Below are 20283 nucleotides of genomic sequence, written 5' to 3'. Positions count from 1 at the left end.
GAACGGCAACACCCAAGGGGCGCGGGACTGTTTCGATGTGCGGCTCCGCCGCGTGGGCGCGACAAGCCACGACGGATGCCGCGGCCGCCAAACAAGCGAACCACCCGAGTCAGTAGGCCCCCCTCCCCGAGAACCCCCGGAGGGCGTCGGCTAGGGTTTGGTCCGCATAAACATCCAAACCCCTGCCCGACGCAGGGCGGCGACCGACCAGCGAGAAGGCCGCAGCCGATCAGCGCGGGCGAGACTCTCGGGAAGGCGCTACGTGAGTCCCAACGGCTCCGACCGCTCGCCGCGGCGCCCGATGCGGCGGAAGCTGCTGCAGGCAATGACCGCGGGCCTGGTCCTGGCGACCGCCACCGGTTGCACATACAAGGACTTCCCCCGCCTTGGCATGCCCACCCCCGTCACAGAGGAGGCTCCGCGGATCCTCTCCCTGTGGCAGGGCTCCTGGGCTGCCGCGCTCGCCGTCGGCGTGCTGGTGTGGGGCCTGATCCTGTGGAGCGCCATGTTCCACCGGCGCAGCCGCACCAAGGTCGAGGTTCCTCCGCAGACCCGGTACAACATGCCGATCGAGGCGCTGTACACGGTGGTCCCGATCATCATCGTCTCGGTGCTGTTCTACTTCACCGCCCGCGACGAGTCGAAGCTCCTCAGCCTCGAGAAGAAGCCCGACGTCACGGTCAACGTGGTCGGCTTCCAGTGGAGCTGGTGCTTCAACTACATCGCGAACGTCGAAGGCTCCACCGGCGACGCGAAGACCGACGAGAACCTGTCCGCGATCCCGGACCGGTACAAGGCGGACTTCCCGGCGGACGCGGGCGGCGTCTACACCTGTGGTGTCCCCAACGAGCGGAACCCGCAGACCAACAACCCGGGCCCGACCCTCTGGCTCCCCGAGGGCAAGACGGTCCGCTTCGTCCTGACCTCGCGTGACGTCATCCACTCCTTCTGGGTGGTGCCGTTCCTGATGAAGCAGGACGTCATCCCGGGTCACACCAATGCCTTCCAGGTGGTCCCCAACCATGAGGGCACCTTCCTGGGCAAGTGCGCCGAGCTCTGCGGCGTCGACCACTCCCGGATGCTGTTCAACGTGAAGGTCGTCTCCCCCGAGCGTTACGAGCAGCACCTCAAGGACCTCGCCAAGAAGGGGCAGACCGGTTACGTTCCCGCGGGCATCGAGCAGACGGCCCACGAGAAGAACCGGGAGACGAACCAACTGTGAGCATCCTCAACGAACCTCAGGGTGCCGCGGCGGCTGACTCGTACGAGAACGAGCTGCCGGTCAGGCGCAAGCAGCCCGGCAACGTCGTGGTCAAGTGGCTCACCACCACCGACCACAAGACGATCGGAACGCTGTATCTGGTCACGTCGTTCGCGTTCTTCTGCGTCGGCGGTGTGATGGCGCTCTTCATGCGCGCCGAGCTGGCCCGCCCGGGCCTGCAGATCCTGTCGAACGAGCAGTTCAACCAGGCGTTCACGATGCACGGCCTGATCATGCTGCTGATGTTCGCGACGCCGCTGTTCGCCGGCTTCGCGAACTGGATCATGCCGCTGCAGATCGGCGCGCCGGACGTGGCCTTCCCGCGGCTGAACATGTTCGCCTACTGGCTGTACCTGTTCGGCTCGCTGATCGCGGCGGCCAGCTTCCTCACCCCGGACGGCGCCCCCAGCTTCGGCTGGTTCATGTACGTCCCGCTCTCGGACGCCGTCCACTCGCCGAGTATCGGCGCCGACATGGGCATCATGGGCCTGGCCCTGTCCGGTTTCGGCACCATCCTCGGCGCGGTCAACTTCATCACCACGATCATCTGCATGCGCGCCCCCGGCATGACCATGTTCCGCATGCCGATCTTCACCTGGAACGTGCTGCTGACCGCGCTGCTGGCGCTCATGGTCTTCCCGGTGCTGGCGGCCGCGCTGTTCGCGCTGGAGGTGGACCGCAAGTTCGGGGCCCACATCTTCGACCCGGCCAACGGCGGTGCCCTGCTGTGGCAACACCTCTTCTGGTTCTTCGGCCATCCAGAGGTGTACATCATCGCGCTGCCGTTCTTCGGCATCATCTCCGAGGTCATCCCGGTCTTCTCCCGTAAGCCGATGTTCGGCTACATGGGCCTGATCGCCGCGACGATCGCGATCGCCGGTCTCTCCGTGACGGTGTGGGCACACCACATGTACGTCACCGGTGGCGTGCTGCTGCCGTTCTTCTCCTTCATGACGTTCCTCATCGCCGTCCCGACCGGTGTGAAGTTCTTCAACTGGATCGGAACGATGTGGAAGGGCTCGCTGTCCTTCGAGACGCCGATGCTCTGGGTGACCGGCTTCCTGATCACCTTCACGTTCGGTGGTCTGACCGGCGTCATCCTGGCCTCGCCGCCGATGGACTTCCACATCTCCGACTCGTACTTCGTGGTGGCCCACTTCCACTACGTCATCTTCGGAACCGTCGTCTTCGCGATGTTCGCCGGATTCCACTTCTGGTGGCCGAAGATGACCGGCAAGATGCTGGACGAGCGGCTCGGCAAGATGACGTTCTGGACGCTGTTCGTCGGCTTCCACGGCACGTTCCTGGTGCAGCACTGGCTGGGTGTCGAGGGCATGCCGCGCCGGTACGCCGACTATCTCGCCGCCGACGGCTTCACGGTGCTGAACACGATCTCGACGATCAGCTCGTTCCTGCTCGGCATGTCGATGCTGCCGTTCTTCTACAACGTGTGGAAGACGGCGAAGTACGGCAAGAAGGTCGAGGTCGACGACCCGTGGGGCTACGGCCGCTCCCTCGAGTGGGCGACCTCCTGCCCGCCGCCGCGGCACAACTTCCTCACCCTGCCGCGGATCCGCAGTGAATCCCCGGCGTTCGACCTGCACCACCCGGAGATCGCCGCGCTCGAGCAGCTGGAGTACGCCGGCCACGGTGCCATCGCGGGCAGCAAGGAGGCCGGCAAGTGAAGGTCCAAGGCAGGATGTTCGTCTGGCTGAGCGTCTTCATCCTCGCCATGGCGATCGTCTATGGCGTGTGGTCGAAGGAGCCGGCCGGTACCACGGCCCTCTTCCTGGCCTTCGGCCTGTGCATCATGGTCGGCTACTACCTGGGCTTCACCGCCCGGCGGGTCGACGCGGGCGCGCAGGACAACAAGGAGGCGGACGTCGCGGACGACGCCGGCGAACTGGGCTTCTTCAGCCCGCACAGCTGGCAGCCGCTCGCGCTCGCCGCCGGTGGCGCCATCGCCTTCCTCGGTGTCGCGATCGGCTGGTGGCTGCTGTACTTCGCCGCCCCGATCATCCTCATCGGCATCTGGGGCTGGGTCTTCGAGTACTACCGCGGTGAGAACCGCACCCAGTAGCACGCGCCGAACCCGCGGGAGCCCGGACACTCCGTCAAGGAGAGTCCGGGCTCCTTCGTTTGCCGCAACCCTTGTCCTCCATACGTGGCGCCCAGCGCGCCGCGGTTGACGCGGCTCCCTAGCGTGAAGCCATGAGCCACTCACCCCGCCCCCGCACAGTCGTCAGCTGCACGGTGCTGGTGATCGCCCTCGGAGCGGGCGTCGTCACCGCCTGCGGATCCGACGGCAACCCCCTCGCAGAGCGCCCCTACGACGCGAGCGACCGGATCTCCTTCAACGGCCCCGACGGCGACGGCAGGAAGAAGGCCGACCCGGACAAGCCCCTGGAGATCGTCGCCCGGGACGACGACGAGCCCATCACCGACGTCACCGCCGTGGACGCCTCAGGCCGCTACGTGGCGGGCGAACTCTCCGCCGACGGCAGCCGCTGGCACAGTACGGAGCCGCTGGCCGCCGACGCCCACTACACGGTCCGGGTGAGCACCGAGGAAGCCGACGGCACTCCCGGCCGCCGGGTCCTCACCTTCGACACCGGCAAGCCCAGCGGCAAGAAGCGCCTGTCCGTCGAGCTCGGCCCGGACTCGGGGACGTACGGGGTCGGCCAGCCCGTCACCGCCAAGCTCAGCGAGCCCGTCAAGGACCCGGCCCAGCGGGCGATAGTCGAGCGCGGCCTCAAGGTCGACTCCACGCCCTCCGTGCAGGGCGCCTGGTACTGGGTGGACGACAAGGAACTCCACTACCGCCCCCAGGAGTACTGGCCCGCCCGCGCCACGATCCGCGCCCACAGCAACCTCGACGGCATCCGGATCAGCGACCGCCTCTGGGGCACCACGTCGAAGGACGTCAACCTCACCATCGGCGACCGCGTCATAGCCGTCACCGACGCCTCGTCCCACTCCCTGACGTTCTACAAGAACGACGAGGTGGTCAACACCATCCCGGTCACCACCGGCAAGCCCGGCTTCGAGACCCGCAACGGGGTCAAGGTCGTCCTCGGCAAGGAACAGTTCGTCCGGATGCGCAGCACCACGGTCGGCATCGCCGAGGGCTCCTCGGAGTCGTACGACCTGCCCGTCTACTACGCCACCCGCGTCACCTGGAGCGGCGAGTACGTCCACGCGGCCCCCTGGTCCGTCGGCTCCCAGGGCTACGCGAACGTCAGCCACGGCTGCACCGGCATGAGCACCGCCAACGCCGAGTGGTTCTTCGAACACGTCCGCCCCGGCGACGTCGTCAAGGTCGTCAACAGCCACGGCAACACGATGGAACCCTTCGGCAACGGCTTCGGCGACTGGAACGTCGACTGGCCGAAGTGGAAAACGGGCAGCGCCCTGACCAAGGGCAAGCACAAGACCCAACCGGACACGTCCACCCTCCGACCGGCGGCGCTGTAAGGCCTTTAGGGGCGCGGGGAACTGCGCGACAAGCCACGACGGCGCCGCACCCGCCCACACCCCCACAGGGCACCCTCAGGCGCTGAGAAGCCTCTTCTCCCGCAACAGCGAAGCCAACGCCGCGGCGAACTCCACAGGCTCGACCGGCAAGGTCACAGCAGAATCGGCGCGACTCCAAGTCGCCAGCCACGCATCCTGCGGCCGGGCGATCAGCAACAGCACCGGCGGGCACTGGAACACCTCGTCCTTGATCTGCCGGCACAGCCCCATACCGCCCATGGGCACGGCCTCACCGTCCAGGACCACGACATCGATACCGCCCTTGTCGAGCTCCCGTACCACCGCCGCAGGCGTGGCGCACTCCACGAGCTCGACCACGGGCACATCGGGAGCCGGCCGTCGGCCGGTGGCCAACCGCACCTGCTCACGCGTGTTGGAGTCGTCGCTGTAGACCAGCACCGTCGCGGTCGCCTGCATGCTTCCTCCGTGCCCTCAAGCGTCGTACGGACAGAACCGATGCGGCGGATGCTACTCCCTGGAACACCTCGTCAACAGCGCTTGGAACACCACTTCGATGGGCCATACGGGCCCTACCCTGCCTGCGAACACTCCGAACGGCACCCCCCGGAGTGAGGGCGGGATAAGCGACCGACATAATGTCGGTCGTGGCGACAGCAACGACAGTAGAAACCGGGCACGCGCACCCGTCGGTCAATCGGCCGAACCTCACCAGCGTCGGAACCATCATCTGGCTGAGTTCCGAGCTGATGTTCTTCGCGGCCCTCTTCGCGATGTACTTCACCCTGCGATCGGTGACGGGGACCGAGTACTGGAAGGAACAGGCCGAGTTCCTGAACTTCCCGTTCTCGGCGACGAACACCACGATCCTGGTGCTCTCCTCCCTCACCTGCCAGCTCGGTGTGTTCGCCGCCGAGCGCGGTGACGTGAAGAAGCTCCGGGGCTGGTTCATCGTTACCTTCATCATGGGCGCGATCTTCATCGGCGGTCAGATCTACGAGTACACCGAGCTGGTGAAGAAGGACGGGCTCTCGCTCTCCTCCGGCCCGTACGGCTCGGTCTTCTACTTGACCACCGGTTTCCACGGACTGCACGTGACGGGCGGCCTCATCGCCTTCCTGCTGGTCCTCGGTCGTACCTACGCGGCCAAGAGGTTCACCCACGAGCAGGCGACCGCCGCGATCGTCGTGTCCTACTACTGGCACTTCGTCGATGTCGTCTGGATCGGCCTCTTCGCCACGATCTACATGATCAAGTAGCCCGGCCCGTTCCACGCGCCCGCGGCAGCGCACCTCGCGCCGCGCGAGCGCACATCCCAGAAGCATCGACGCAGAAGATCCTGACACCGGGGTAATCCGTGAAAAAGCTCTCCGCACGACGACGCCATCCGCTGGCGGCGCTCGTCGTCCTACTCCTCGCGCTGGCGTGCACGGGGGGGCTGTACGCCGCGTTCGCGCCCGCGAGCAAGGCGCAGGCAGATGAAACCGCCCAGTCCCTGGCCATCGACGAGGGCAAGAAGCTCTTCGCCGTAGGCTGCGCCAGCTGCCACGGCACCGACGGTCAGGGCAGCTCCGACGGCCCGAGCCTGGTCGGCGTCGGCGCCGCCGCCGTCGACTTCCAGGTCGGCACCGGGCGTATGCCGGCCGCGACCTCCCAGGGCGCCCAGGTGCCGCGGAAGAAGGTCATCTACACGCAGGCCGAGATCGACCAGCTGGCCGCGTACATCGCCTCCCTCGGCGCAGGCCCGAACGTCCCGACCGAGGCCGAGTACGGCACGGAGGGCGCCGACATCGCCAAGGGCGGCGAGCTGTTCCGCACCAACTGCAGCCAGTGCCACGCCACCGGCGGCAAGGGCGGCGCCCTGACCGACGGCAAGTTCGCCCCGACGCTCGAGGGCGTGGACGCGAAGCACATCTACGAGGCCATGCAGACCGGCCCGCAGAACATGCCGTCCTTCCCGGACACCACGCTGACGGAGCAGAACAAGAAGGACATCATCGCGTACCTGAACGCGATCGACAGCGACGAGACGGTGAACCCGGGCGGTCTGGAGCTGGGCGGCATCGGCCCGGTCAGCGAGGGTCTCTTCGCGTGGATCTTCGGTCTCGGTGCGTTGATCGCGGTCGCCGTCTGGGTCGCCGCTCGGACCGCAAAGGCCAAGAAGTCATGAGTAGCCAAGACATTCCAGAAGAGAACCTGCCCGCTGAGCAGGACACCCACGGCCACGGTGGGGTAGCCGTCGCGGACGAGAAGAACCCGTTCGCCGACCCGGGACTGCCGCCCCACGAGCACCGCGTCCAGGACATCGACGAGCGGGCCGCCAAGCGGTCCGAGCGCACGGTCGCCCTGCTGTTCACGGTGTCGATGCTCGCCACCGTCGGCTTCATCGCCTCGTACGTGGCGATCCCGATCGACAAGTCGATCTTCGTCTTCCCGATCGGGCACGTCAGCGCGCTGAACTTCGCGCTGGGTCTGACCCTGGGCACGGCGCTGTTCGCCATCGGCGCCGGCGCGGTCCACTGGGCCCGCACCCTGATGTCGGACGTCGAGGTCGCCGACGAGCGTCACCCGATCGCCGCCGAGCCCGACGTCCGGGCGAAGGTCCACGCGGACTTCAAGCAGGGCGCCAAGGAATCGGCGCTCGGCCGTCGCAACCTGATTCGCAACACGATGTTCGGCGCGCTCGCCCTGGTGCCGCTCTCCGGCGTCATGCTGCTGCGCGACCTCGGTCCGCTGCCCGAGGACAAGCTGCGCCACACGCTGTGGGCCAAGGGCAAGCTCCTCGTCAACATGAACACGAACGAGCCGCTGCGGGCCTCGGACGTGGCCGTCGGCTCGCTCACCTTCGCCAAGCCCGAGGGCCTGGAGGAGCACGACGAGGACTTCCAGAACGAGATCGCCAAGGCCGCCCTGATGATCGTCCGGCTCCAGCCGGAGGACATCAAGGACAAGCAGGAACTCGAGTGGTCCCACCAGGGCATCGTGGCCTACTCGAAGATCTGCACCCACGTCGGCTGCCCGATCTCGCTGTACGAGCAGCAGACGCACCACGTGCTGTGCCCCTGCCACCAGTCCACCTTCGACCTCTCCGACGGCGCCAAGGTCATCTTCGGCCCGGCCGGTCACGCCCTGCCGCAGCTGCGCATCGGCGTGAACGACGAGGGCTACCTCGAGGCGCTCGGCGACTTCGAAGAGCCCGTCGGTCCTGCCTTCTGGGAGCGCGGATGAGCACCAACGAGACGACACAGTCCCGCGAACGCGGGAAGGCGCCGGCCGGCGAGCGGATCGCCGACTGGGCCGACGGCCGACTGGGGATCTACTCCCTGGCCAAGGCCAACATGCGCAAGATCTTCCCCGACCACTGGTCGTTCATGCTGGGTGAGGTCTGCCTCTACAGCTTCATCATCATCATCCTGACGGGTGTCTATCTGACGCTGTTCTTCCACCCGTCGATGAACGAGGTGGAGTACCACGGCAGCTATGTCCCCCTCCAGGGACAGCTGATGTCCGAGGCGTTCAACTCGACCATGCACATCTCCTTCGATGTGCGCGGTGGTCTGCTCATCCGGCAGATCCACCACTGGGCGGCGCTGATCTTCCTCGCCGGCATGTTCGTGCACATGATGCGCGTGTTCTTCACCGGCGCGTTCCGCAAGCCGCGTGAGATCAACTGGCTGTTCGGCTTCCTGCTGTTCGTCCTGGGCATGTTCACCGGCTTCACCGGTTACTCGCTCCCGGACGACCTGCTCTCCGGCACCGGTGTCCGCTTCACCCAGGGCGCCATCCTGGCGACGCCGATCGTCGGCACGTACATCTCGATGTTCCTGTTCGGCGGCGAGTTCCCGGGCCACGACTTCGTGGCGCGGTTCTACTCGATCCACATCCTGCTGCTGCCGGGCATCATGCTCGGCCTGGTCGTCGGCCACCTGATCCTGGTCTTCTACCACAAGCACACGCAGTTCGCGGGCCCCGGCAAGAGCAACAAGAACGTCGTCGGCATGCCGCTGCTGCCGGTGTACATGGCGAAGGCCGGCGGCTTCTTCTTCCTGGTCTTCGGCGTGATCGCCGCCATCGCGGCCCTCGCCCAGATCAACCCGGTGTGGATCTTCGGTCCCTACCGTCCGGACCAGGTGTCCACCGGCGCCCAGCCCGACTGGTACATGGGCTTCGCCGAGGGTCTGATCCGCTTCATGCCGGGCTGGGAGGTCGACTTCTGGGGCCACACGCTGGTCCTGGGCGTGTTCATCCCGCTGACGCTGTTCGGTGTCGTCCTCGCGGCGATGGCGGCGTACCCGTTCATCGAGTCGTGGATCACCAAGGACAAGCGCGAGCACCACATCCTGGACCGTCCGCGCAACGCCCCCACGCGCACCGCGCTGGGCGTCGCCTGGGTCACGATGTACATGATCACGCTGGTCGGTGGTGGCAACGACCTGTGGGCCACCCACTTCAACCTGTCGATCAACTCGATCACCTGGTTCGTCCGGATCTTCTTCTTCGTCGGACCGGTCATCGCGTACCTCCTCACCAAGCGGATCTGCCTCGGCCTGCAGCGCCGCGACCGGGACAAGGTGCTGCACGGTCGCGAGACCGGCACCATCAAGCGCCTGCCGCACGGTGAGTTCATCGAGATCCACGAGCCGCTCAGCCAGGAGCAGCTCCACACCATCACGGCCCACGAGCAGTACGAGCCGGCCATGGTCGGACCGACGGTCGACGAGAACGGTGTCGAGCGCAAGATCAAGCGTTCCGAGAAGCTGCGCGCCAAGATCAGCAACGCGTACTTCGGTGAGGACCAGCAGATCCCGAAGCCGACCGTCGAGGAGTACAAGGAGATCACGAGCGGCCACGGCCACCACTGATCATCCGGCGTCGCCACGCCAGAGGTGAGGGGCCCCGTCCGGTGTTCGGACGGGGCCCTTCGCCGTGCCCGTGAGCTGGATAGGGTGGGGGCACTCTTATGTTTGAGTTCGACACCCGTACGACACCCAGGAGCGGCTATGAGCGCTGTGACCCCCGCTGGAGGCGACACCGCGGCGGGCCGTTCCTGGCCCGACGTGCTGAACGCCCTGCTGTACGGCCGTGACCAGAGCGCCGAGGACACCGCCTGGGCGATGGACCGGATCATGCGCGGGGAGGCGACGGACGCGCAGATCGCCGGGTTCGTGGTGGCGCTGCGGGCCAAGGGCGAGACCGTCGAGGAGATCAACGGGCTCGTGCGGACGATGTACGAGCACGCCAACACGATCGAGGTGCCGGGCCGGACCGTCGACATCGTCGGCACCGGCGGCGACGGCGCCAAGACCGTCAACATCTCCACCATGTCCGCGATCGTGGTCGCCGGCGCCGGCGCCACCGTCGTCAAGCACGGCAACCGGGCCGCGTCCTCCGCCTCCGGCGCCTCGGACGTCCTGGAGAAGCTCGGCGTCAATCTGGAGCTGACCCCGGCGCGGGTGGCCGAGGTGGCCCGGGAGGCCGGGATCACCTTCTGCTTCGCGATCAAGTTCCACCCGGCGCTGCGTCACGCGGGCGCCGCACGCGGCCAGTTGGGCATCCGCACGGTGTTCAACATCCTCGGCCCGCTGACCAACCCGGCCCGGGTGCGGGCCCAGGCGGTCGGGGTCGCGGACCCGCGCATGGCGCCGGTCGTCGCGGGCGTCTTCGCCGAGCGCGGCCACTCCTCCCTGGTCTTCCGGGGCGACGACGGCCTCGACGAGCTGACCACCACGGCCACCTCCCGGGTGTGGGTGGTCCGCGACGGCAAGGTCACCGAGGAGACCTTCGACCCGCGGGACGTCGGCATCGAGCTGGTGCCCGTGGAGGCTCTGCGCGGCGGTGATCCGTCGTACAACGCGGAGGTCGCCCGCCGTCTCCTGGACGGCGAGCAGGGCCCCGTCCGGGACGCCGTCCTGCTGAACTCGGCGGCCGCCCTGGTCGCTCTGGAGCCGGGCACGGGGACGCTCGCGGAGCAGCTCCGGTCCGGGATGGACCGGGCGGCCGAGTCCATCGACTCGGGGGCCGCGAAGGGGGCGCTGGAGCGGTGGGTGGCTGCCACCCACGCGTGAGCGCTCTGCTGGGGGAGCTGTAATTCGTCTGCTGCGCCGTCTCGGCTGGTCGCGCCCACGCGGCGGAGCCGCATATCGATACAGCCCCGCGCCCCTGTGGGCGCGCCCACAGGGGCGCAGCCACAGGGGCGCGGGTCCGGCATTCGGACGTGAGTTGCGGGGGTGCGATCACTTCGCGTACGTTGCTGTACCAGGTCATGAGTGACAGTCATGAGGCCCCGGCCGACTGTCCGGCAACCCTCCGTCCGTGGCGGGGTGCCCCGGGTGAAGACCAGGCCGTAGGCAGCGAGGTCTACGGCAAGCGCGGGTCGTCGAGGAGTCTTCCGTGAGCAAGCGAATGCGATAGGGCCGCAGAGCCCCGCCTCCGCATCCCCTTTCACCCTTCACACCCACGCTCGAGCCATGCCGCTCGCGGGGTGAATTCCACCTGCCTTCACGGGAGTTCCGCCATGTCCGTCTCCACCGCTGCCTCCGTCCAGACTGTTTGTGCCCCTCTGCCCGTTCTGGGCCGGGATGTCACCGTCCCGCTCGTCACGGGTGGCGAAGTCACCTACGCGGCGCTCGACTACGCCGCCAGCGCCCCCGCCCTCCAGCGCGTCTGGGACGACGTGGCCGCCTACGCCCCGTACTACGGCAGTGTCCACCGCGGTGCCGGCTACCTCTCCCAGCTCTCCACGGACCTCTTCGAGAACGCCCGCCGCACGGTCGCCGAGTTCCTGGACTGCCGCGCGGACGACCAACTGGTCTTCACCCGCTCGACGACGGACTCCCTCAACCTTCTCGCCGCCGCCCTCCCCGACGGCTGCCAGGTCTTCGTCTTCGAGACCGAGCACCACGCCGGCCTGCTCCCCTGGAAGGACGCCCGGGTCACCTACCTCGACGCCCCGCGCACCCCGGGCCAGGCCGTGGAGACCCTGGAGCGCGCCCTCGCCGACCGCGCTGTGTCCGTTGAAGGGGGCCACGGCCCGGCCCTGGTCTGCGTCACCGGCGCCTCGAACGTCACCGGCGAGCTGTGGCCCGTACGCGAGCTCGCGGCGGCCGCCCACGCGCACGGCGCCCGGATCGTCCTGGACGCCGCCCAGCTGGCCCCGCACCACCCGGTGTCCGTCCGTGACCTGGACGTCGACTGGGTCGCCTTCTCCGGCCACAAGCTGTACGCCCCGTTCGGCTCCGGCGTCCTGGCCGGCCGCGCCGACTGGCTGAAGGCGGCCGACCCCTACCTCGCGGGCGGCGGCGCCAGCCGCAGGGTCACCCGGCGCGAGGACGGGGGAGTGGACGTGGAGTGGCACGAGAGCGCGGCCCGCCACGAGGCCGGCTCCCCCAACGTCATCGGCGCCTACTCCATCGCCTCGGCCTGCAAGGCGCTCACCGAGGCCGGCTTCGACACCCTGGTCGCCCGCGAGCAGCACCTGATCGACAGGGTCCGCGCGGGCCTGGCCGAGGTCCCGCAGGTGAAGGTGCTGTCCCTGTTCGGCGACGACGCGCCCCGGGTCGGCGTGATCTCCTTCGTCGTCGAGGGCTGGAACAGCTCCCACTTCGCCGCGGCCCTGTCCGCCGAGTACGGCATCGGCGTCCGCGACGGCCTCTTCTGCGCCCACCCCCTGGTCCGCACCCTGCTGGGCAGCGCCCCGCAGGCCCAGGGCGAGTGCGGCGCCCCCGAGGCGGCACCGGGCGAGAAGTCCCTCAACGCCATCCGCGTGAGCTTCGGCGCGGGCACCCCCGACGAGCACGTGGACCGCTTCGTCACCGCCGTACGCGAACTGGTGACCGAGGGCGCGAAGTGGACGTACAGGACGGAAGAGGGCCGCTGCGTCCCGGCGGTGTAGAAAGTTGTCGTCCCGGAGGCGGTGCTCAGGCGGTCAGGAGTCCAGGCCGATCGCGAACGCCGCCTCCAGGTCGTGCTGGGAGTAGGTGCGGAACGCCACGTGCGTGTCCGTCGCCTCGACCCCGGGGATCTTGCTGATGCTGCCCGGGATGACCTCCGCGAGGTCCTCGTGCTGCTTGACCCGCACCATGGCGATCAGGTCATACGTCCCGGTCACGGAAAACACCTCGCTGACGGAGTCCAGCGCGGCGATCCGCTCCGCGATCTCGGGGATCCGGTCCACGCTGGTCTTGATGAGGACGATCGCGGTGATCACGGCTGGTTCTCTCCCTCGGGGGCCGGAGCAGGGGCGGCCCTCACTCTAGTCGTACGGCCGAAACGCGCCCACGCGTAGCAGAACCCCAGCCCGAAGCCCACCAGGTGCGCCAGGTACGCCACGCCGGGCCCCTGGGTGGCCTGCCCCGCCGCCACCCACTGCAGCGCCGCCCAGAACGGCAGCACCACCCACGCCGGGAACCGCAGCGGCAGGAAGAACAGGAACGGCAGAAGACTGGTCACCCGCGCCCGGGGGAACAGGTACAGGAACGCTCCGAGGACCGCGGAGATCGCCCCGGAGGCCCCCACCAGCGACTGCGGTGACCCGGAGTGCGCGGCCGCGTACCCGAGCAGGGCGAGACAGCCGCAGCCGAGGTAGAAGAAGGTGTACTCGACGCGGCCCATCCGCTCCTCGGTCATCGCGCCGAAGACGTGGAGGAAGAGCATGTTGCCGAGCAGGTGCACCCAGCTGCCGTGGACGAAGAGGGCCGTGGCCGGGGTCAGGACGGCGCGCGCGGAGCCCTCGAAGAGCTCCACCGGGACCACGCCCCAGCGGCGGAAGTAGGCCCGCTGGGCGGCCATCAGCCCGTCCCCGGAGCCGTACGCCGGGTCGAGCCCCGAGGCCGGGCCGATCACGAAGACCGCACAGCACAGGGCGATCAGTCCGTACGTCACCGGCGCCGAAGGGCCGCGAAGGGCCTTGCGGACGGTCCCGCTCCAGTTCCCGATCATGAACACAGAGCATGACGTAATGGGGCAGAACCGCCTGCTCCGCCTCGCCGCCGTGGACGGGCAAGCGGCGAGTACCCGCCAGGCCGTAGGGTTACGAGCCATGCACAGCGGGGAGCCTCCGGCGCGACCCGACCGGAAGACCGACACTAGAAGGACAGGCACGATGACGGTTCCCCTGCCCACCGCGACCACGCGGTGGCGCTGCACCCTCTGCGGCAACCTCACCCGGTTCGACGTGACGCGTTCGTCGAAGGTCGTCGAGTACGTGCACCTCGACCTCGCCGGTGAGCCGAAGGTGGAGGAGCGCGAGGTGGTCAGTGAGACCATCGAGTCGGTGCGGTGCCGCTGGTGCAACGCCGTGGATCAGGTGGAACTCGTGGATCGGCCGGGCGCCGGCTCCTGAGCGGAGCTGGCCCCGTACAGGTATTGGGGTGTGACGGATGGTGGAGAGCGCAGGCGGGGGGCCGGGCGACGGCGCCGCTGAGGTGCTCGACCGTCCGCTGCCCGACGGCGTGCGCCGCCGGGTCGTGCAGATCGTCTCGGACGGCTTCGGTGGCCTGACCGTCGTCGAACTGCCCGCACAGTTGCGGCAGTACGCCCGGTTCGCGCCGAACCGCCGGGCGAAGTTCGCGGGCAACGCGATGGCGGCCGCGCTGGAGACGGATCCGCTGTTCCGGCAGCGCATCGCCGAGAAGTTCAGAGAGGCCCAGCCGGAGCTGTCCGGAGCCCTGGACTCCGGCTCGCCGACCCCGGCCGCGGACCCGCTCGACGTGGCGGCCGCGGCCTATGTGCTGCGCCCCACCGGCTGGGTCAAGCTGGTGACCGCGGCCGGCGAGGAGGCCCAGCGGGCGGACGCCGAGCGCGTCGACGAGGAGAACCGGGCCGAACTGGAGCGGCTGCGCGAGGAACTCGCCCAGGCCCGTGAGCAGACCCGCACCGACACAGAGCGGCTGCGCACCGAGCTGGACGCGGCGAAGAAGGAGGCGGAGTCGCTGCACCGCAAGCTGCGTTCCGCCCTCAGCGACGTCAAGCGCGGCGAGGCGGCCCTGCGCAAGGTGCAGGGCGAGATCGAGGCCGTACGCGCCGAGGGGCAGGCCCAGGTGTCCGCCGCCGAGAGCGAGACCCGGCGGCTCAAGGCGCGCCTCGGAGAGGCCGAGGCGGCCCTGGAGGCCACCCGGCGGGCGGCCCGCGAAGGGCGCAGTGTCGAGGACATGCGGGTACGGCTGCTGCTGGACACCGTGCTCGACGCGGCCCAAGGGCTGCGCCGCGAACTGGCGTTGCCCCCGGTGTCCGTGCGCCCCGCCGAAACCGTCGATGCGGTCGAACCGGGACGAATGACCCCGAAGGACATCGCCGCTCGTGCGCTGTCGGAACACGATCCGGCCATTCTCGACCAGTTGCTGGCACTGCCCCAGGCTCATCTGGTCGTCGACGGCTACAACGTGACCAAGACCGGCTATCCGCAGATGCCGTTGGAGAAGCAGCGGCTGCGGCTGCTCGGGCAGCTCTCGGCGCTCGCCGCGCAGACCGGCGCCGAGGTCACCTGTGTCTTCGACGGGGCCGAACTGGCTGCTCCGGTGCTGCTCGCGCCGCCGCGCGGGGTGCGGGTGCTGTTCTCCAAGGCGGGTGTCACCGCCGACGAACTCATCCGCCAACTCGTCCGCGCCGAGCCCCCGGGGCGGCCCGTCATCGTCGCCTCGACCGACCGCGAGGTCGCCGACGGGGTCGCGAAGGCGGGCGCCCGACCGGTGGCTTCCGCGGTGCTTCTGAAGCGACTGTCCTGAAGGTCGAAGTTGCAGGTTTAATGCCCGAATTAGCGGGATCGTCACGCAACGTAGGGTCAAGCGTGCGTCACGGGCCGTGAGTTACGGGAAAAAACTGCGTTGCGTAACGCGATTTTTGTGGCCGGGGATTTGAACTGATCACAGCGATGTCACTAAGGTCTGGTGCTCGAACCTCCACACGGGTGATCACTCAAAAGAAGGAGCCCGTCTCCGTGGCGTCCCACCGTCGACCGAAGCAGCCGAGTCGCGCACGCGTGACCCTGCTGACCACCGCAGCCGCTGCTGCCGTCGCCCTGAGCTCCCAGGCCGCCAACGCGGCGCCTGCCGAGAAGCTCTCCAAGGACGAGGTGAAGTCGAAGGTCGACAAGCTCTACGAGGAGCAGGAGCAGGCCACCGAGAAGCTCAACGGGGCCGAGGAGAAGCAGGAGAAGCTCCAGAAGGAGATCTCCACCATCCAGGACAACGTCGCCCGCGGCCAGGAGGAGCTCAACGAGCTGCGCGACTCCATAGGCCTCGCGGCCGCCGCCCAGTACCGCACGGGCTCCATCGACTCCTCCCTCCAGCTCTTCCTGTCCTCCGACCCGGACGACTACCTGGACAAGGCGTCCACCGCCGACCAGCTCAGCGCCCAGCAGGTCGAGGCGCTGAAGAAGATCCAGGAGAAGCAGCGCGAGCTCGCCCAGGAGCGCGCCGAGGCCGCCGACAAGCTCAAGGACCTCTCCGCCGCCCGGGCCGAGCTGGCGAAGCAGAAGAAGATCGCCCAGGGCAAGCTCGCCGAGGCGCAGAAGCTCCTGAACTCCCTGACGGCCAAGGAGAAGGCCGCGCTGGCCGCCGAGGACGCGCGTGCCAGCCGCTCCTCCGCCTCGCGCGTCGACCTCGGCGACACCGGGACCGCCTCCGGCCGCGCCGCCGCCGCCTTCTCGGCCGCCCAGTCCAAGATCGGCTCGCCGTACGTCTACAGCGCGTCCGGCCCGAACTCCTTCGACTGCTCGGGCCTGACCTCCTGGGCCTACGCCCAGGCCGGCGTCTCCATCCCGCGCACCTCCGAGGCCCAGTCCAGCTACGGCACGAAGATCTACTCCGTCAGCGACCTCAAGGTCGGCGACCTGGTGTTCTTCTTCAACGACCTGCACCACGTGGGCCTGTACGCGGGCAACGGCCAGATCCTGCACGCCCCGCGCACCGGCACGGTCGTCCGCTACGAGTCGATGAGCACGATCGGCGGCCCCTTCATGTGGGGCGTCCGCGTCTGACCCGGCCAAGGTCCTGACCCGACCAAGGTCCTGACCCGTCCGAGGTCCGGATCCGTCCAAGATCAGGACACGGCACCGCCCGAACGGGCGAATTGCCACAACCCGATGTGACCCCACGCCCCGCCGGTGACCTGCGTCAGCGGCGGGGCGTCGCCTTGTGCTGCCCGCCGAGGTCTTTGGCCACCCCCCTGACACGGGGCTACTGTCTGCCGCGTTTCGTCCGCCAGTGGAAGGAGTGCGGCTTCCCGTGGGGTCCCATCGCCGCCTTGCACCGTCCGGGTTCGACCGGGGAGCCACCAGCGCCCTGGGTGTGCTGTCCGCCGCGGCCGCCGCACTCGGCGCCCTGACCGCCGTACCGGCCTCGGCCGCGCCGCACGACGACACCCGTGCCGAGATGGACCGCCTCTACGAGGAGGCGGAGCACGCCACCGAGGCCTTCAACAAGGCCGACGAGCGCGCCGGCGCCCTGCGCCGGCAGCTGCGCCTGGCGCGGGACCGGATCGCCCGGCAGCAGGGGCACATCAACGACCTGCGTGAGCAGCTCGGTTCGCTGGCCGGCGCCCAGTACCGCTCCGGCGGCCTCGACCCCTCCCTCGCGCTGCTGTTCTCCGACGACCCGGCCGACTACCTCGACAAGGCGTCCGTCCTGGACCGGATCACCACCCACCAGGCCGGGGAACTCCGGGAACTCCAGATCGCGCTGCGTGAACTCGCCCAGGAGCGGACCGAGGCCGCCGGGCAGCTCGCCGAGCTGGAGAAGAGCCGCAAGGCCGTCGCCGGCCACAAACGGGCCGTCGAGCAGAAGCTCACCCGGGCCCGGCAGCTCCTCAACACCCTGCCGGCCGCCGAGCGCGCCGCCTACGGCCGGGCCTCCCGCTCCGGCCGCACCGACCTGCCCGGCCTCATGGACGCGGTCCCCGTCTCGGGCCGCGCGGCAGCCGCCCTCGCCGCCGCCCGCTCCGCCCTCGGCAGGCCGTACGTCTGGGGCGCCAACGGGCCCTCCGGCTTCGACTGTTCGGGCCTGATGCAGTGGTCGTACGCGCAGGCCGGGGTGGCCCTCCCGCGCACCTCACAGGCCCAGGCGCACGCCGGCCACCGCGTCCCGCTCTCCCAGGCGCGGCCCGGCGACATCGTCACCTACCGCTCCGACGCCAGCCACGTCGGCATGTACGCCGGCAACGGCCAGGTCATCCACGCCCCCTACCCAGGCGCACCGGTGCGCTACGACCCGGTCGGAATAATGCCGGTGACCGCGGTGACCCGCCCCTGACCTGGCCCCTGCCCCCGGGGTCCTGTCCCGGGCGCCGCCCTGGGTCCTGCCTCGGGTGCCGCCCGGGGTCCTGTCCCGGGTGCTGCTGTGGGTGCTGCCCTGGGTCCTGTCCCGGGCGCTGCCGCGGGCCCTGACCGGGTGCTGCCCTGGGTCCTGCTTCGGGTGCTGCTGTGGGTGCTGCTGTGGTGCTGTCCCGGGCGCTGCCGCGGGCCCTGGCCGGGTGCTGTCCTGGGTCCTGCTTCGGGCGCTGTCCTGGGTGCTGCCGCGGGCCCTGGCCGGGTGCTGTCCTGGGTCCTGTCCCGGGCGCTGCCGCGGGCCCTGGCCGGGTGCTGTCCTGGGTCCTGCTTCGGGCGCTGCCCTGGGCGCTGCCCTGGGTGCTGCCTCGGCCCTGGCCGGGTGCTGTCCTGGGTCCTGCCTCGGGCCTGGCCGGGTGCTGCCTCGGGTGCTGCCCTGGGTCCTTCCCCGGGCGCTGTCCTGGGTGCTGCCTCGGCCCTGACCGGGTGCTGTCCTGGGTGCTGCCTCGGGCCCTGGCCGGGTGCTGTCCTGGGTGCTGCCTCGGGCCTGGCCGGGTGCTGCCTCGGGTGCTGCCCTGGGTCCTTCCCCGGGTGCTGCCCTGGGTGCTGCCTCGGCTCTGACCGGGTGCTGCCTCGGGTGCTGCCTCGGGCCCTGACCGGGTGCTGCCTCGGGTGCTGCCTCGGGTGCTGCCCGGGTCCTGCCTCGGGCCCTGGCTGGGTCCTGACCGGGCCCCGACCTGGGCCCCGGGCCGGGCCTGGTGGGAGGCCGTCCTTGTGGGTCGCCGTAGGATCGGGAGGATGGCTGGTCACAGGTGGGTGCGTGGGGCCCGGGTGCCGGGTGTCTGGCTGCTGCTCGTCGTCCTGGCCGGTTCCTCCCTGGTCGGCTGTGGCGGGCGGCCCGCCACGGACACCGGGAAGACCGAGGTGCAGCAGGTGCTGGACCGGCGGGCGGCGGCCGTCCTGCACCACGACGCCGACGCCTACGCAGCCACCGGCGCCCGCGAGGACTACGCCCGGCTCCGCGCCGTACCGCTTGAGGCCTGGTCGTACCGGGTGACCTCGGTGCGCCGGGACGGCGACGCGCTGACCGCCGACGCCGAGCTGAGCTACCGCATCCGGGGCTACGACAGCGCCCCGGTCACCGTCGGCCGCGCCCTGCGGCTGGCCCGGGACGCCGCCGGGCGGTGGGGCGTGACCGCCGAGCAGCCCGCGAAGAAGGCGGCGGAGCAGCTGTGGGACCAGGGTGCGGTGACCGTCGTACGCGGTGAGCACAGCCTGGTGCTGGGCACCGGGCAGACCACCGCGCGGCTGCGCGCCTTCGCCGGTCTCGCCGACGACGCCGTCCCGTCGGTGTCGGCGGCCTGGGGCACGGACTGGGCGGGGCACGTCGTCGTCCTCGTACCGAAGTCGCTGGACGGCATGGCGGCCCTGCTCGGCTCGCCCGCCTCCTCCTACCGGGGCATCGCCGCCGTCACCACCGGCGAGACCGGCGGCGAGGCCGACGGCAGAACACAGACCCCGGCCGACCGGGTGGTCGTGAATCCCGACGCGTACGCCATGCTGGGCGCGGTCGGCCGGCAGGTCGTCCTCACCCACGAGACCGCGCATGTCGCCACCCGTGCCCACACCACCGCCGCGACCCCGCTCTGGCTGTCCGAGGGATACGCCGACTGGGTCGGCTACCGCGACAGCGGACGCACGCCGCGTCAGGTCGCGCCCGAACTCCAGAGCGCCGTCGCCGAGGGACGCCTCCCCGCCGCGCTGCCCACCGACGCCGACTTCGGCTTCTCCGGCGACCCGGCCCGGCTGGCCAGGGCCTACGAGGGCGGCTGGCTGGCCTGCCGCATGATCGCCGAGCGGTGGGGCGAGGTGAAGCTGGACGCCTTCTACCGGGCCGTCGGGGCCCACCAGGAGCGGGCGGGCGCGGTCGAGGGCGCGCTGCGGAACGTGCTGGGGGTGTCCCTGCCGGAGCTCACCGCGGACTGGCGCGCGTATCTGCGCGCTCAGCTCGGCTGACTCAGCACTTCCAGGGCTTCCCCGAGCCACGCCCGCTCGGCCGCGCCCGTCGCCCGCGCCACCCGCGGCATGCCCTGCCGGAACAGGTCGCCGGTCCCCTCCGCGGCCACCGGCTCGCCGCCCTCGTAGAAGAAGCTCGTCGGCGCCTCCAGGAAGTCCAGCCGGCGGCGCAGTACGGCAGGTCCTCGCGCCCCTCGTCCGTGAGGGGCAGCACCCGGCGCGGGGCCGCGCAGGGGCCCTTCGGCCAGGAAGCCCA

General features: G+C 69.8%; 18 protein-coding genes, 1 pseudogene and 1 riboswitch. Of the genes and pseudogenes, 15 read left to right on the top strand and 4 right to left on the bottom strand.

Annotation, left to right across the window (positions count from 1 at the left end; genetic code table 11):
• Positions 1-262: 262 nt before the first annotated feature.
• From coxB to ACLZN2_RS13185, 4 genes are all read left to right on the top strand, one after another.
• Positions 263-1222 (top strand): cytochrome c oxidase subunit II, encoded by a 960-nt coding sequence (gene coxB / locus ACLZN2_RS13200; protein ID WP_416978610.1) that lies wholly within the window; start codon positions 263-265, stop codon positions 1220-1222.
• Positions 1219-2946: a cytochrome c oxidase subunit I gene (ctaD, locus tag ACLZN2_RS13195; RefSeq protein WP_416978609.1), complete on the top strand. Its 1728-nt coding sequence runs from the start codon at positions 1219-1221 to the stop codon at positions 2944-2946. The genes coxB and ctaD overlap by 4 nt, the downstream gene beginning before the upstream one ends.
• Positions 2943-3341: a cytochrome c oxidase subunit 4 gene (locus tag ACLZN2_RS13190; RefSeq protein ID WP_416978608.1), complete on the top strand. Its 399-nt coding sequence runs from the start codon at positions 2943-2945 to the stop codon at positions 3339-3341. The genes ctaD and ACLZN2_RS13190 overlap by 4 nt, the downstream gene beginning before the upstream one ends.
• A gap of 131 nt (positions 3342-3472) precedes the next feature.
• A complete protein-coding gene (locus ACLZN2_RS13185; protein ID WP_416978607.1) occupies positions 3473-4735 on the top strand; it encodes an Ig-like domain-containing protein in 1263 nt (420 codons plus the stop codon).
• Positions 4736-4810: 75 nt separating this feature from the next.
• On the opposite strand, the gene ACLZN2_RS13180 is transcribed toward ACLZN2_RS13185, so the two are convergent.
• On the bottom strand, positions 4811-5212 hold the full coding sequence (locus ACLZN2_RS13180) for a hypothetical protein (protein ID WP_416978606.1): 402 nt from the start codon (positions 5210-5212) through the stop codon (positions 4811-4813).
• Between the two features lie 179 nt (positions 5213-5391).
• On the opposite strand from ACLZN2_RS13180, the gene ACLZN2_RS13175 reads away from it, so the two are divergent.
• The 6 genes from ACLZN2_RS13175 (at position 5392) to ACLZN2_RS13150 (ending at position 12644) form a co-directional block, all read left to right on the top strand.
• Positions 5392-6012, top strand: coding sequence for a cytochrome c oxidase subunit 3 (locus ACLZN2_RS13175; RefSeq protein WP_416978605.1), 621 nt, complete (start codon positions 5392-5394; stop codon positions 6010-6012).
• A gap of 98 nt (positions 6013-6110) precedes the next feature.
• The gene (locus ACLZN2_RS13170; protein WP_416978604.1) at positions 6111-6923 is read left to right on the top strand and encodes a c-type cytochrome; all 813 of its coding nucleotides are present in this window, start codon (positions 6111-6113) and stop codon (positions 6921-6923) included.
• Positions 6920-7981 (top strand): Rieske 2Fe-2S domain-containing protein, encoded by a 1062-nt coding sequence (locus ACLZN2_RS13165; RefSeq protein ID WP_416978603.1) that lies wholly within the window; start codon positions 6920-6922, stop codon positions 7979-7981. The genes ACLZN2_RS13170 and ACLZN2_RS13165 overlap by 4 nt, the downstream gene beginning before the upstream one ends.
• Positions 7978-9615, top strand: coding sequence for a cytochrome b (locus ACLZN2_RS13160; RefSeq protein WP_416978602.1), 1638 nt, complete (start codon positions 7978-7980; stop codon positions 9613-9615). Before ACLZN2_RS13165 ends, ACLZN2_RS13160 begins: the two co-directional genes overlap by 4 nt.
• A gap of 138 nt (positions 9616-9753) precedes the next feature.
• On the top strand, positions 9754-10818 hold the full coding sequence (gene trpD, locus ACLZN2_RS13155) for an anthranilate phosphoribosyltransferase (protein ID WP_416978601.1): 1065 nt from the start codon (positions 9754-9756) through the stop codon (positions 10816-10818).
• A gap of 193 nt (positions 10819-11011) precedes the next feature.
• A riboswitch (SAM riboswitch) is annotated at positions 11012-11128 on the top strand.
• 139 nt (positions 11129-11267) lie between these two features.
• The gene (locus ACLZN2_RS13150) at positions 11268-12644 is read left to right on the top strand and encodes an aminotransferase class V-fold PLP-dependent enzyme (RefSeq protein WP_416978600.1); all 1377 of its coding nucleotides are present in this window, start codon (positions 11268-11270) and stop codon (positions 12642-12644) included.
• Between the two features lie 33 nt (positions 12645-12677).
• On the opposite strand, the gene ACLZN2_RS13145 is transcribed toward ACLZN2_RS13150, so the two are convergent.
• Positions 12678-12959: an Lrp/AsnC family transcriptional regulator gene (locus tag ACLZN2_RS13145; RefSeq protein WP_089101146.1), complete on the bottom strand. Its 282-nt coding sequence runs from the start codon at positions 12957-12959 to the stop codon at positions 12678-12680.
• Entirely contained in the window at positions 12956-13690 is a 735-nt protein-coding gene (locus tag ACLZN2_RS13140; RefSeq protein ID WP_416978599.1) for a rhomboid family intramembrane serine protease, read from the bottom strand. Before ACLZN2_RS13140 ends, ACLZN2_RS13145 begins: the two co-directional genes overlap by 4 nt.
• Positions 13691-13853: 163 nt before the next feature.
• Between ACLZN2_RS13140 and ACLZN2_RS13135 the strand changes: the two genes are divergently transcribed.
• From ACLZN2_RS13135 to ACLZN2_RS13115, 5 genes are all read left to right on the top strand, one after another.
• Entirely contained in the window at positions 13854-14093 is a 240-nt protein-coding gene (locus ACLZN2_RS13135) for a hypothetical protein (protein ID WP_055541554.1), read from the top strand.
• 37 nt (positions 14094-14130) lie between these two features.
• Positions 14131-15474: an NYN domain-containing protein gene (locus ACLZN2_RS13130; RefSeq protein WP_416978598.1), complete on the top strand. Its 1344-nt coding sequence runs from the start codon at positions 14131-14133 to the stop codon at positions 15472-15474.
• Between the two features lie 212 nt (positions 15475-15686).
• Positions 15687-16727, top strand: coding sequence for an NlpC/P60 family protein (locus ACLZN2_RS13125; RefSeq protein ID WP_416978597.1), 1041 nt, complete (start codon positions 15687-15689; stop codon positions 16725-16727).
• 247 nt (positions 16728-16974) lie between these two features.
• Positions 16975-17997, top strand: a complete 1023-nt coding sequence (locus tag ACLZN2_RS13120) for an NlpC/P60 family protein (protein ID WP_416978596.1) — start codon at positions 16975-16977, stop codon at positions 17995-17997.
• 812 nt (positions 17998-18809) lie between these two features.
• Positions 18810-20027 (top strand): hypothetical protein, encoded by a 1218-nt coding sequence (locus tag ACLZN2_RS13115; RefSeq protein WP_416978595.1) that lies wholly within the window; start codon positions 18810-18812, stop codon positions 20025-20027.
• On the opposite strand, the pseudogene ACLZN2_RS13110 reads toward ACLZN2_RS13115, so the two are convergent.
• Positions 20015-20206 (bottom strand): annotated as a pseudogene (locus ACLZN2_RS13110) (PadR family transcriptional regulator); the annotation flags it as partial. The gene ACLZN2_RS13115 and the pseudogene ACLZN2_RS13110 sit on opposite strands and share 13 nt — an antisense overlap.
• Positions 20207-20283 lie beyond the last annotated feature (77 nt).

Origin of the sequence: Streptomyces sp. T028, assembly GCF_048159505.1 — a bacterium.
Classification (GTDB): Bacteria; Actinomycetota; Actinomycetes; order Streptomycetales; family Streptomycetaceae; genus Streptomyces.
The sequence above is the reverse complement of the archived record's forward strand: the minus strand, read 5'-3'. Positions and strand labels throughout refer to the sequence as shown.

Excerpts from the sequence above, each read along its gene's own strand:
- ACLZN2_RS13185 (WP_416978607.1), top strand. The coding sequence starts at position 3,473 with ATGAGCCACTCACCCCGCCCCCGCACAGTCGTCAGCTGCACGGTGCTG.
- ACLZN2_RS13115 (WP_416978595.1), top strand. The coding sequence starts at position 18,810 with ATGGCTGGTCACAGGTGGGTGCGTGGGGCCCGGGTGCCGGGTGTCTGG.
- ACLZN2_RS13150 (WP_416978600.1), top strand. The coding sequence starts at position 11,268 with ATGTCCGTCTCCACCGCTGCCTCCGTCCAGACTGTTTGTGCCCCTCTG.
- trpD (WP_416978601.1), top strand. The coding sequence starts at position 9,754 with ATGAGCGCTGTGACCCCCGCTGGAGGCGACACCGCGGCGGGCCGTTCC.
- ACLZN2_RS13165 (WP_416978603.1), top strand. The coding sequence starts at position 6,920 with ATGAGTAGCCAAGACATTCCAGAAGAGAACCTGCCCGCTGAGCAGGAC.
- ACLZN2_RS13130 (WP_416978598.1), top strand. The coding sequence starts at position 14,131 with ATGGTGGAGAGCGCAGGCGGGGGGCCGGGCGACGGCGCCGCTGAGGTG.
- ACLZN2_RS13180 (WP_416978606.1), bottom strand. The coding sequence starts at position 5,212 with ATGCAGGCGACCGCGACGGTGCTGGTCTACAGCGACGACTCCAACACG.
- ACLZN2_RS13135 (WP_055541554.1), top strand. The coding sequence starts at position 13,854 with ATGACGGTTCCCCTGCCCACCGCGACCACGCGGTGGCGCTGCACCCTC.
- ACLZN2_RS13160 (WP_416978602.1), top strand. The coding sequence starts at position 7,978 with ATGAGCACCAACGAGACGACACAGTCCCGCGAACGCGGGAAGGCGCCG.
- ACLZN2_RS13140 (WP_416978599.1), bottom strand. The coding sequence starts at position 13,690 with ATGATCGGGAACTGGAGCGGGACCGTCCGCAAGGCCCTTCGCGGCCCT.
- ACLZN2_RS13175 (WP_416978605.1), top strand. The coding sequence starts at position 5,392 with ATGTCGGTCGTGGCGACAGCAACGACAGTAGAAACCGGGCACGCGCAC.